Annotated in this window: 9 protein-coding genes; 3 read left to right on the top strand and 6 right to left on the bottom strand. The window is 57.9% G+C overall.

The features are described 5' to 3' along the window. Positions 1-15: 15 nt before the first annotated feature. A complete protein-coding gene (locus tag N5098_RS06700; protein WP_267637028.1) occupies positions 16-1,263 on the bottom strand; it encodes a LeuA family protein in 1,248 nt (415 codons plus the stop codon). A gap of 83 nt (positions 1,264-1,346) precedes the next feature. Here N5098_RS06700 and ilvD point away from each other — a divergent pair, with 83 nt between their 5' ends. Next, the gene (ilvD, locus tag N5098_RS06695) at positions 1,347-3,104 is read left to right on the top strand and encodes a dihydroxy-acid dehydratase (RefSeq protein ID WP_267636955.1); all 1,758 of its coding nucleotides are present in this window, start codon (positions 1,347-1,349) and stop codon (positions 3,102-3,104) included. 6 nt (positions 3,105-3,110) lie between these two features. Here the strand turns inward: ilvD and N5098_RS06690 are convergent, their stop codons facing one another. Then, positions 3,111-4,403, bottom strand: a complete 1,293-nt coding sequence (locus N5098_RS06690) for an O-acetylhomoserine aminocarboxypropyltransferase/cysteine synthase family protein (RefSeq protein WP_267636954.1) — start codon at positions 4,401-4,403, stop codon at positions 3,111-3,113. Between the two features lie 181 nt (positions 4,404-4,584). Then, positions 4,585-5,862, bottom strand: a complete 1,278-nt coding sequence (gene metX / locus N5098_RS06685) for a homoserine O-acetyltransferase MetX (RefSeq protein ID WP_267636952.1) — start codon at positions 5,860-5,862, stop codon at positions 4,585-4,587. Positions 5,863-6,030: 168 nt separating this feature from the next. On the opposite strand from metX, the gene N5098_RS06680 reads away from it, so the two are divergent. Further along, positions 6,031-7,557: a DUF790 family protein gene (locus N5098_RS06680; protein WP_267636951.1), complete on the top strand. Its 1,527-nt coding sequence runs from the start codon at positions 6,031-6,033 to the stop codon at positions 7,555-7,557. Positions 7,558-7,742: 185 nt separating this feature from the next. Here the strand turns inward: N5098_RS06680 and N5098_RS06675 are convergent, their stop codons facing one another. From N5098_RS06675 to N5098_RS06665, 3 genes are all read right to left on the bottom strand, one after another. Continuing rightward, positions 7,743-9,440, bottom strand: coding sequence for a histidine kinase N-terminal 7TM domain-containing protein (locus tag N5098_RS06675; RefSeq protein WP_267636950.1), 1,698 nt, complete (start codon positions 9,438-9,440; stop codon positions 7,743-7,745). Between the two features lie 539 nt (positions 9,441-9,979). Beyond that, positions 9,980-10,486 (bottom strand): DUF7122 family protein, encoded by a 507-nt coding sequence (locus N5098_RS06670; RefSeq protein ID WP_267636948.1) that lies wholly within the window; start codon positions 10,484-10,486, stop codon positions 9,980-9,982. Next, positions 10,486-11,394, bottom strand: a complete 909-nt coding sequence (locus tag N5098_RS06665) for an RsmB/NOP family class I SAM-dependent RNA methyltransferase (RefSeq protein WP_267636947.1) — start codon at positions 11,392-11,394, stop codon at positions 10,486-10,488. The genes N5098_RS06670 and N5098_RS06665 overlap by 1 nt, the downstream gene beginning before the upstream one ends. 93 nt (positions 11,395-11,487) lie before the next feature. Here N5098_RS06665 and N5098_RS06660 point away from each other — a divergent pair, with 93 nt between their 5' ends. After that, positions 11,488-12,840, top strand: a complete 1,353-nt coding sequence (locus N5098_RS06660) for a M20/M25/M40 family metallo-hydrolase (RefSeq protein ID WP_267636946.1) — start codon at positions 11,488-11,490, stop codon at positions 12,838-12,840. Positions 12,841-12,871 lie beyond the last annotated feature (31 nt).

Here is a 12,871-nt window from a genome sequence, read left to right as displayed (position 1 = left end):
GGCCGATGCATCGCTCTAAACGCGGACCTCCTCGTGGCGGGTGATATCGACCTCGTGGGCAAACCTCTCTAAGTCGGTATCGGTGACGTGGCCAGCCGAGACACCGCTTTCTTTGACCTTCTGTGTCACCGACCGTACCTCCTCGTCAGTGGGTTCGAACCCAACATCTTCGAGTCGCTTACGCACCGAATGCGTGCCGGTGTGTTTACCGAGGACGAATTCGCGTTCTGCACCGACCATGTCTGGAGTCATCACGCCGGGCTCGAACGTCTCGCTGTTCTCGATGACACCGGCCGCATGGATGCCGCTCTCGTGAGCAAAGGCGTTGTCACCGACAACAGGTTTGTTCCCCGGCACTGGGACTGCCGACTGCTCCTCGACTGTCTTGGACAGGTCAGCAATCTGTGTGGTATCGATACCGGTATCGACATCGTACAACGATTCAAGCCCCATAACGACCTCTTCGTAGGCCGCGTTGCCAGCGCGTTCGCCGATACCATTGACCGAGACCTGTGCCTGACTCGCACCGCCCCTGTAGCCTGCAAGTGCATTTGGCGTCGCCAGCCCGAAGTCATCGTGAGTGTGAACGTCCACACGAGCGTCGCCGCTGGCGTCGACGACATCTGCGACGAGTGCCTGGAACCGCTCAGGTGTACTGACACCACAGGTATCGGGCACATTTATCCAGTCCGCACCGGCATCGGCAGCCGCGTTGACGATATCGGACAGGAATTCCTCATCGGTTCGGGTGGCGTCCATCGGCGAGAACATGCATTCTGCGCCGGCCTCGACAACTCGCGTGATTGACTCGACAGCTTGTTGTTTCGCTTCTGTCCTAGTTGCGTGCATCGAGTCCTCGAGTTGTACGTCACTGGTCGACACGAACACGTGGACCATATCGACGCCGCTATCGAGGGCCGCCTCGATGTCATTTTCCACTACGCGGGCGAGACCACAGACTGTGGTCGAAGTTGCCGCGGCGATGTCACGGACCGCCTCAAACTCGTCATCGCTGTTGACCGGGAACCCTGCCTCGATGACATGGGTACCCATCTCGTCGAGTTGCGCCGCTATCTGGCGTTTATTCTCGTACGAGAACGATGTCCGTGGCGTTTGCTCACCGTCACGCAGTGTGGTGTCGAAAATTCGTACGTCTTGACTGAGGGAGTTAGTAGTTGTTCCCTGGAAGAACTCGATCCGCCGGGGTCGCCGACGTATCCTCGTTGTAAGCCATAAGCATCTGTACAGCGTAGGTGCAGGTATATAAAACTATCCTTAACACACCATATGATACCATTTAACGTATTGTCCCACCGCTTAAGTCCCCCCGGGACAACGAGGAGCCAATGAGTGAGCAACCCACACATCAAGACGACCGTAGTAAAGACCCGGAATTACCGAGCAACGACGTGACCGAAGGGACTGAGCGCGCCCCGCATCGGGCGATGTTTCGCGCGATGGATTACGACGATGATGACCTCTCTTCGCCGATGGTCGGCATCGCTAACCCGGCGGCGGATATCACGCCGTGTAACGTCCACCTTGACGATGTTGCCGAGAGTGCCTACGACGGTGCCGACGAGGCTGGCGGGATGCCCATCGAGTTCGGAACCATCACCATCTCTGATGCGATTTCGATGGGGACCGAAGGAATGCGTGCCTCGCTTATCTCTCGGGAGATAATCGCTGACTCGGTCGAACTGGTTGCATTCGGAGAGCGTCTGGATGGGTTGGTGACGGTGGCCGGCTGTGACAAGAACCTGCCCGGCATGCTGATGGCAGCGATTCGGACGAACCTCCCCTCAGTGTTTCTCTACGGTGGCTCTATTATGCCCGGCGAACACGAGGGCCGCGAGATTACGGTGCAAAACGTCTTCGAGGGAGTTGGCGCGGTCGCACAGGGCGAGATGTCCGAGGACGAACTCGAAGAGATGGAACGCAACGCTTGTCCCGGCGCTGGCTCCTGTGGCGGGATGTTCACCGCCAATACGATGGCTTCGATTAGCGAGGCACTCGGGTTTGCCCCACTCGGAAGCGCATCGCCACCCGCCGAGGGCAAAAAGCGGTATGAGGTGGCCCGCCGGTCTGGCGAACTTGCCGTCGAGGTAATTCAGGAACAGCGCCGCCCAAGCGACTTCCTTTCACGAGAATCGTTTGAAAACGCCATCGCCTTGCAGGTTGCTGTCGGTGGCTCGACCAACGGGGTTCTTCACTTGCTTGCTCTTGGTGCCGAGGCAGGAATCGACCTCTCGATAGAGCGATTCGACGAAATCAGCCGTCAGACACCAAAGATTGCTGACTTACAACCCGGCGGCGTCCATGTTATGAACGACCTCCACGAAGTCGGTGGCGTCCCGGTCGTTCTCCGGCGGCTACTCGATGCTGACCTGATTCACGGTGACGCGTTGACGGTCACGGGCCGAACGATTGCCGAGGAAATTGCTCACCTCGAATCTGAGGGCCGTCTTCCGACAGACGAGGAAATCGACGAGGAGTGGCTGTACACCGTTGACGAGCCAAAACAGGCCGAAGGAGCAATCAAGATTCTTTCGGGCAATCTTGCTCCTGACGGAAGTGTGCTAAAAGTGACTGGTGAAGACGAGACATTCCACCACGAAGGGCCGGCTCGCGTCTTCGAGAGCGAGGAGGCGGCAATGGCCTACGTTCAGGAGGGTCACATTGAGAGCGGCGATGTCATCGTCATCCGCAACGAGGGACCATGTGGCGGGCCGGGGATGCGTGAGATGCTTGGCGTCACCGCTGCTGTCGTCGGTCAGGGCCACGAGGATGATGTTGCGCTGCTTACTGATGGTCGTTTCTCGGGTGCAACCCGCGGACCGATGATTGGACATGTTGCCCCCGAAGCGTACGTCGGCGGTCCAATTGCTGCTGTTGAAGACGATGATACCGTGACTGTGGACATTCCAAACCGGAAGCTATCGGTCGACCTCACCGACGCGGAGCTCGAAGAAAGGCTGGCCGACTGCGACGCGCCTGACCCAGCCTACGAACACGGCGTTCTGGCAAAGTACGTCCGTGACTTTGGGTCTGCTGCGAACGGAGCTGTGACTAATCCCGGCGTAATGTGGGATACCAACGACTGACTACACTCAGTTTGCAGTCTCGATAGCCTGGCTAAGGTCGGCGATGATATCTGCTGGGTCCTCGATACCAACCGAGAGACGAATCATATCTGGTTTGACGCCAGCAGCGAGTTGTTCTTCCTCAGTGAGTTGCTGATGGGTCGTTGAGGCGGGATGGATAACGAGCGTTTTGGCGTCGCCGACGTTTGCGAGCAACGACGCAAGCTCGGTGTTACCTACGGCATCTTTTGCGGTTTCGAAGTCACCGAGACCGAACGTTACCATGCCACCGTACCCGCCGTCGAGGTACTCGCTTGCCTCCTCATGTGTCTCGTGGTCGGACAAGCCGGGATAAGATACCCACGCAACGTCAGGGTGTTCGTCGAGATACTCCGCGACGGTTAGTGCGTTCTCGGCGTGGCGTTCGACCCGGAGCGGGAACGATTCGAGCTTTTGCAGCGTGACCCAGGCGTCGAAGGGTGCCTGTGCATTTCCTAGACTTCGGGTGCCACGGCCGATTGCGGCGAAGGTAAGTGCGGCGTCACCGAACCGCTCAGCGAAGTTGACGCCGTGGTAGGCGGGGTTATCCTGTGCGAGCTCGGGATATTTCTCGGCGTGTTCTTCCCAGGGGAATGAGCCACCGTCGACGACGACACCACCCACCGTCGAGCCGGCTCCATGAATCCATTTTGTCGTTGACTCCCAGATGATGTCCGCGCCGTGTTCCAGTGGCCGACAGAGTGCGGGCGTCGCAAAGGTGTTGTCGACGAACAGTGGCACGCCGTTTTCGTGTGCGATGTCGGCAACGCGCTCGATGTCCGGCGTGGTGAGTGCCGGGTTACCGAGCGTTTCGATGTGGACGTACGCGGTGTCCTCGTCGATGGCCTCCTCGTAGGCTTCGTAATCGAGCGTATCGACAAACCGTGTCGTCACGCCCCGCCGCTCAACAGTGTGGGTCAGGTAAGTATACGTGCCACCGTAGAGCGCTTTCGCAGAGACGATATTGTCACCGGCCGATGTCAGCAGAAAGTTCACGAGATCAAACGCCGCCATGCCGGAACTGGTTGGGACAGCACCGACACCACCTTCGAGGTCGGCGAGTCTGTCGCCGAGTTGCTTGACCGTCGGATTCAATAGCCGTGAGTAGATGAACCCCTCTTCTTCGAGTGCAAATAATCGCGCCGCGTGGTCGGGGTCGTCGAACACGAAAGAGGTCGTCTGGTGTATTGCCGGTGCGCGTGCACCTGTTGAAGGGTCGGGGTCGGTTCCCGCATGAACTGACCGAGTGTCGAAGCCATACGTGTCTTCTTGCTGTGGCATACATTCATTTCGACCCGACACCACCTAAGTACAGCTTCCCTGTCAGGAACTGCCGCAGTCGAAGGCAACTGGCACAAGGTGCCGATACGTCGAGTTGGTAGTGTTTAATTAAACGCAGGCGCTAAGTCCCCTTCCTCAAGAAGCGAACCGCGTTAGCGGTGAGCGAGTAGGGTGGGGTAGTTTACTGGCGCTCGTTTGTTTTTGCTGTTGGGCAGGTAAGCTCCTCTGTATCGACACGCTCGCTGTGGCAGTCACATCCTGCTTGGCCATCTCCGTCTTTGCCGAGGAGGCCTGCAAGTGGCGGGCCGACATTCTCGGGTTCGATGAGGAACGCATCGTGGCCGTGGTCAGACTCGACGGTTTCGTGGGTCACGGGTGTATCGTTCTCCCGGAAAGCCGCTGCAAGGCGGTCGGCCTGGTCAACAGTGAAATGCCAATCCCCGGTAAACGAGAGTATGAGGGCCTCGCCATCGAACGCCGATAGGGCCTCAACGTCAGAACCACGGCCCGCAGCGAGGTCGTAATCGTCCATCGCACGGGTCAGGTACAGGTAGGCGTTCGCGTCGAAGCGCTTGACAAACGAGGCAGCCTGATAATCGAGGTATGATTCCACGTCGCGGTAGGCAAACCGCTCGCGTGCTGAGTCCGCAGGAAACTCGTGACCATCGCCCTGCCCATCTGCTTCGCGGCGACCAAACTTGCGGTCCATCGACTCCTTTGAGAGGTACATGATGTGACCAAGCTGTCGCGCTAACGCCAACCCGTCGCGCGGGGGCTGCTCGTCGTAGTAGTTGCCGCCGTTCCAGTTCGCATCAGATCGGATTGCTCGACGGGCCACTGCATCCATGCCTAGACACTGCGTGTCGAGTCGCGGTGCCGTTGCGATTGCCCCAACGCGGTCCACAGACTCGGGATAGCGAGCACTCCACTCTAGGGCGTTCATTCCGCCGACACTTCCACCAACGACTGCGTGCAACTTATCAACTCCGAGATAGTCGAGAAGTTGGCGCTGTGCTCGCGTCCAGTCTCCGACTGTCACCGGTGGAAATGCAGGTCCCCAGCGGCCGTGGTCGTCGGCCGCTCGTCCCGTTGGCGCTTCGCTGGCTGGCCCCGACGAGCCATAACACGAGCCTGGAACGTTCGCACAGACTACATAATACTGGTCGGTATCGATTGGCTTGTTGGGACCGACGATATCGTGCCACCAGGCTGCCGCCTGCCCGGTCTGACCGGCGTCGGTGTCACCGATGTCGGCGACGTTTTGGCTTCCGGTGAGCGCGTGACAGACGAGGACAGCGTTACTTTCTGATTCTGTCTGGTCTTCCGTAGAGTTTCCCCGCGTGGTGGCCCCTTCGAACTCTCCGTAGGCCTCGTAGGCAACCTTGAGGTCAGGAATTGTCTCACCACACTCGAACGTAAACTCGCCCAGTGAGACGGTTTCAGCAGTGACCCGAGTCATCTACACATGCATTTCGTTGGGGAACGACATTCCAACTTCGTCACCGGCACTTCTTACCAGCGCCCTCCGTAACCGGGCCTGTGTTAGGGTTTTCGACCGCGACGTATCCGGCACTGCTCGTCCAGTAGTGCCACATCGCTTTTTATCCTACTGACCGGAGTCGTTGCTATGCTGACCAAAGAACTCCTGCGTGTCTCCCGGCATGGCGGCGGTTATCGGCCTCAGTTTGCCGACGAGAGCCACGAACAGATAGCCGCGCGCGTCATCGGCTGTTATCAGGGCCATGTCGGTGAGCAACGGGAGACGCTCCGGGAGACACTCTCTACTATCGAACGCGAGAGCGACGATTTTAAACTTGTCCGTGGGTTTGCGAAACTCCTCGACCGCGAGGCGACCTGGGAGGTACAATCTCCAATCGACCCGGAACGAGCGCGGGAGGCGGCCTTCGCCGCCAGCGAGGCTGTCGGTGTCGTTACGGAGGCCGAGCGGATGGCGGCACTCGACCGGGTGGCACAGCAACTCGACGCGACACCCGAGTCTGTCGAGGGGTCGCTGTATGCCGACCTCGAATCACGTGAGGTTCTCGCCGAGGTCGACTCCCGGTGGTCGCCAGCCGAACTCGTCGAGCAGTACAACCTCTCGCTCGCCCAGACGGCGCTGTTCGACGCGACCGAGGTGCGAATCCGGTCGAGCGACCCGAAGACCGTCGTCTCCGCGCTCAAGCGTCTTCGACTGCTCTACGAAATCCGCCGCCTCCCTGAGAGCGAGCGCCGGAGTGTCGCGGACAACGACCGGGAAATCGTCGTCACCGGCCCAGACGCACTGTTCAAAAAGACCCGCCGGTACGGCACGCGGTTCGCCCGCCTGCTCAGGACTGTCGCCAAAACCACCGAGTGGCGACTGGAGGCGACTGTCGACGACCGAGGCACCGAGCGCAATCTTGTACTCACAGACGGGGACGTGACCGTTCCGGGCGTCGATCCGGTGACCGAGGTCACCTACGACAGTGGCATCGAAGCAGAGTTCGCCCGCCGTTTCGAGTCACTGGATCTCGACTGGACACTCGTCCGCGAGCCTGATGCGGTCGCGGCTGGCGAGCACGTCGTTATCCCCGACTTCGCGCTCGACTACGATTTCGGTGATTTCCGTGTCTACTTCGAGATTATGGGTTTCTGGACTCCCGACTACGTCGAGAAGAAATTGACTCGTCTTGAGGAAGTCATGGACGTTGAGTTACTCGTCGCAGTCGACGAGAGTCTCGGCGTTGGTGAAGAAATCGAGGACCGTGACCACCGCGCAATCCCCTACTCAGGAAGCGTCCGCATCAAGGACGTACGGAACGCGCTCCGACGCTACGAGGAGCAACTACAGGCCGATGCTGCCCAAACACTTCCCGATGTACTCCACCCCGAGGCCGACGTGGTAACTCTAGCCGCGCTCTCGGATGAGTACGGGGTGAGCAAACAAGCTATTGAGGACATGGCCTTCCCCGACCACGAGCGCGTTGGTGGGACACTCCTCAGGCCAGCCGTACTCGACACTATCAGCGAAGAGATAACGCCTGGTCTGTCACTCGCGGCCGTCGAGGGCGTGCTTGAGGAGTATGGTTGCTCGGAGACAAGCGCGGTCCTTGGGCATCTAGGTTATGGAGTCGAGTGGGAGGGGTTGAGCGGTGGCACAGTCAGAGAGCGGTAGTCAGCAGGGCAGCCACGGCATGTGTTTGTGCTGGCATTGTGACGGAATAGCTGCTCAGTAGCGGTGTCGACTGAGCGCTGCGGAAACCATCCCATAAAAACAATATTTGGACTGGGTCGAAAAGAGAGGCCACGTCTGTTGTAAACCAGCGTATCCTGAAACCGGCGACGACACCTGCAGATACATTAATCAATAACTTCAACCCCGGTAATCTCAAACCGTGCTCCGTCGCTCTTGCTATCGGTGAGACAGATCTCCCACCCATGAGCGCCGGCAATTTCTTGGGCGATGTTCAGTCCGAATCCCGTCCCATCATCGGCGCTTGAGTATCCGGAATCAAACACGTCACCGCGGTGCTCGACCGAGACTCCGGGGCCGTCATCGGCAACATAGAAGCCATCGGCCATCTCTCCTAGAGTTACAACCACCTCCTCACCACCATGCTCGACCGCATTCCGAAACAGGTTCTCCAGCAGTTCTTGTAGGCGCGGTGAGTCAGCACGAATCGTCTGGGCAGTCTCAACTACGAGTGTTGCCTCTGCTGTTGATATGTTCTGCCAAGTGTTCTCTGCGAGCGTAGTAACGTCAACAGCGCCTTTTTCTTCAATTACGTCTCCCTGGCGCGCGAGCACCAAGAGATCCCCAATCAAAGATTCCATCCGTTCATGAGCCTCTTCTACAGCGACAAGGTGCTCATTCTCACTCTGAGCTTCCGTCTGTGCGAGGTCGAGACGTAGCTGAGCGACGTTGAGAGGATTCCGGAGGTCATGAGACACCGTGCTGGCGAACTTGTTAAGTTTCTCATTTGACTGTTCGAGGGACTGTTTCGTCGCTTCAAGCTCCTGTTCTCGTCGTTTTTGCGGTGTGATATCATGAAGTAATATAATGCTTCCATGCTCTGGGGAGGTACCGACTGGCGATCTGGACACAGCAAAATATCGTTCCCGGCCGTTGTTTGTGATCGTTATCTCGGATTCGACGTCGTCCTCGTCGCTGAACCGTTCGAGCATTTCATCAAACCCAGACTCGAAGAACTCGTCTGCAGGCGTGCCGACATATCCCGGGTCGTTGTCGAACAATTTACGAGCGCGCTCGTTCGCATCGACAACGCGGGAGTGTCTGTCGAGTGTGATTATCGCAGCATCCATCTCGTCCATTACTGTCCGCCTGGCTACCGGCACAATATCCAGAAACCGGGCTCGAAACAGCACCACAGCCAGGATTGGGACTGCGAGTAAAAACCCGACCGATGAAACATTGTACGGGAGATTGAAGATTCCAAACGTGGACACGATGCTTGCCGGGAGGATTGGAACGGCGATGAATGAAAGCCAGGCGAACTGTTTACGACGGATTCCCGTTGAGCGGATGGCCCCACGTATGAGGAGTGCCTCACCAGTCAACCCACACAGATAGCTCGCAGTTGTATGGACCCACCACCACCCAAACGTGTTCATAACCACTGTATCCACGTTATGAACGACCCCTGCAGTGACTCCGGAACCTGGCGTGTACAGAAACTGGTGGACGTGATTCGTCCAGAGTAGCAATTGCAAAAGAAAGATTCCAGCGCCGAGTCCGATTGCCGTCTGCCGGATATGATTCACATAGTCGGTGACAGAGAGCGCCAGCAACAACCATCCTGCTACCGCAAGTTCAGTGCCAAGTATTAGAAAATGAAAGCCACTCACGGTAACTCTATACTCCATAGTAAACTTCGGAATCGCAAGTCCGAACATCCACAACCCAACCCCAGCGGTGAAGACGGCGTACCCTCGACTGCCGGGTTTGTCGAAGTTATCGACAGCTGGTTTCAGGAGGATCAGGGCTACCATCCCTGCAAGGATCTGAACACTCCCCACCAGTTGTGGGCTGAACACCATCTTGCTCTGGTATATAATCAACTACAATACGTAAATAATCCTCGCTGAGCGAGAATATCTGTTGTCACGTCCGAACTCTAATTCCAGAGTAACACGACTGATACTGGTGGCTGTAAGTACGTGAAGATTTGAACGGCAAATTCGTGAAGAGAGTTGCTGCAGTCCAGCAGATCAAAGACCAGTGAGTAAAAGAATTACAGCCACCAGTATGAGCCTGCTCAGTTCCAGTGGGGTGTTGAACTAACTCTCTCCATCCTGTACTGGTTTCCTGACCGATAGCGGATACCTAGTCAGCCACTGCAATACATGCATCTTCTGTATTGAGTGGTACGGCCTGCAAGCAGTCGTTGAGCGAGGCGAGACGGCCCATCGACGACGGGGAACTGCGTGGCGAGCCATCGGCATTGGTCACCCACGTTTTTATCGGGAGAGTTCTCGCTGCAAGCAACGCAAGCAAGGAAATTCGACCAATAAGAAGTCGATGTCGGTCCAGTTGTAACCGAGGCAGTATGCTGGCTCGGAGAGCCCACAGTCCGGACTCAGAGCTCGCGCTGGCGTCCCTTCGGGACCATCGACTTGAGTTCGCCGTAGGTGTAGAGACCGACCCCAAGTGGCTCTTGCTCGCCGGCAATCTCGTGCATAACGATGAGATACCCCCAGTCGCCTTCCCAGTCGAGTTCCTGGTCTTGGCCGGCGAAAAAGCGTCGAGCTTGCTCCGCTGTGAGTTCAACACAGTTCTTCGTGGCGTGTGCACCAAAGCGCTGGACCGCTTCAAGTGTCGGTTTCCAGTGTTCGCCGCGGGTTCGCAGGGCAGTCATGCCGAGGCCTTGAATTTCGACCGGCGATTCGACCTCGCCACGGAAGGCCCAGATTTTCCCCGAGCCACGCTCCCAAAAAGAATACGGCTCGAACACCGCGGAGTCGATACCCAGCCGTTCCTCGAACCACGCAACTACCGCCGGGCGGGTTGGCCGCCCCTCAACGACGCGCTCGGCTTCAGTTGCCGGGAGTCGGTCAAATCGCTCACCCTCGTTTTCGTTGGCCATTACTCGGTCACCTCCAGTTTTGCACAAAAGAAGCCGCCGCTGTCATTGTGGTGGGGGTAGATACGTTTTGCGCGGGTGACCGACTCGTCGAAACTCTCGTCTTGCCACTCGGTGATGCCGGCTCTGGCTTCGAGCGGACATTCAAAGTCAACGATGCGACAAGGGTACTCGGCAAGCGCGTGGTCAAGTACCGCTTCGTTTTCTTCGGGCGCAAACGTACACGTCGAGTAGACAACGGTGCCACCGGGCCGTGTCACCTCGATAGCGCGGCCAAGAATCGCCCGTTGGACCCCGGCGATACCATGTACGTGTTCGAGTGTCCACTCGTCTAACGTGTCGGGGTTTTTGCGCACCGTCCCTTCACAGGAACAGGGAACATCGGCAAGGGCATGGTCGTACGATTCCGAGCCAAAGGGCTTGAGCGAGTGGTTTCTGGCGTCTTCGCGTGTGACCGCAACGTTCGTCACGCCGAGGCGTTCCGTGTTCGAACGGAGCGCGGAGATCCGGCCAAGATTGTTGTCCGTCGCGACGACAAGTCCGGTATCATCCATCAGCGCAGCCAACTGTGTCGTCTTGCTTCCCGGGGCCGCACACGCATCCCAGATACGCTCGCCAGGCTGTGGGTCGAGCACGCGCGCCGGAAGCGCCGACACCTCCTCTTGTCCGTGGAGCCAGCCGTTGACGTACGGCCAGTTCGTCCCCGGCTGGTCGTTAGGCAGCCGAAATAGGCCGGGATGCCACTCCGCCTGCTCGTATTCGATACCCTCATCGGCGAGCGCCTGCTGTGCCCGCTCAGTCGTTGTCTTGATACTGTTCACCCGGACCACAGGCGGCAACGGTCGCTCACAGGCCGCCCGTAACGCCGCCATATCGTCTACGAGCGGTTCGTACCGCTCCAATACGCTCATTGCCTTTCGTTTGCTTGTCGGTGGTTTGTCGGTTTCGGAACGACACGTCTACAGTGAGTGTGATTTATAGCCTCCCGGCTGCGACGTACTCCCATGTCAGAGAATGACGCGAAGGCAGTCGGGCCACGTGACCCGCTCGTCTCGACTGACGCACACGAGCGACCGGTCGAGTTGCTCCAAGACTTGATTCGGTTCGAGACAGTCAATCCACCGGGCAACGAGAAAGCCTGTATTGACTGGATTGGGGAGTTGCTCGAAGCATACGGTATCGATTATGCGACCTACGCCCGTGACCCTGAAAGGCCGAACCTGACGGCAACGGTTTCTGGTGGCGATGGGTCGCCACTCTTGCTTTATGGACATGTGGATGTCGTCCCCGTAGCCGGTCAAGACTGGACACACGATCCCTTCGAGGGCATCATCGAAGATAGCCACGTATGGGGCCGCGGAACGCTCGATATGAAATCCGGTGTTGCAATGTTTCTTGCGACGTTTCTCAGGCTCGCTGCCGAGGATGAACAGCCGCCAGGCGACGTTCACTTGCTCGCTGTCTCCGACGAGGAAGCCGGTGGCGACGACGGCCTCGGCTACCTCGTCGACGAACATCCTGAACTATTCACCGATATCGACCACGCAATCGGCGAGTTTGGCGGCTTCAATCTCGACCTCGCCGGCGTCGACACGTACCCTATCCAGGTTAACGAGAAGCAGGTCTGTTGGCTAGAAGCAACCTTCCGTGGCAACAGCGGTCATGCTTCGTTCCCACACGAGAAGACAGCCATGGGACAGATGGCGTCGTTTGTCGAGACAGTCGACCGCGAGCGCCTCCCAGTCCATATCACATCTTCCGCCGAGGAAATGTTCGAATCACTTGCCGACGCCGTCCCACCTGAGCAAGCCGAGCAGTTCCAAGCGTTGTTAGACCCCGAACAAACTGACAATGTACTCGACGCGATGGATGTAGAGACGAAGATGTTCGATGCCCTCCTCCACAATACAGCCAATCCGACTATTGTCGAGGGTGGTGATAAAGAAAACGTCGTTCCCGAGGAAGTCACGGTATTCCTTGACTGTCGGCTCGTCCCGGGACAGAAGCCCGAAGACGTGATACAGGAACTGCGTGGGTTGACGAACAGTGATCCAGAGTTCGAAGTCGTCCGCTTCGATCCTGGTCCACCCGCTGCCGACCTCGAGATGTTCGAAGAGTTCGGCGAGATACTCGAAGCGGAAACTGGCGGTGTCTCAATCCCACTGTTGATGGCGGGGGCGACTGATGGGAGACACCTCGCTCAGGTTGGTGTCCAGAGCTACGGGTTCATTCCGATGCAACTCGATGAGTTGCCCTTCCTCGACCTCGTTCACAGCGGCGACGAACGCGTCCCTGTCGAGACCATCAAGTGGGGAACTGAGCGTGTCTACGAAGCCGTCCACGAGTACGAGGGATAACGCACACTCAATTGTATTACTAAAAGTCATA

The organism is Halovenus rubra (genome assembly GCF_026586665.1).
Lineage (GTDB): Archaea > Halobacteriota > Halobacteria > Halobacteriales > Haloarculaceae > Halovenus > Halovenus rubra.
Note: the sequence above shows the minus strand (reverse complement) of the source record. Positions and strands in the feature narration are given on the sequence as shown.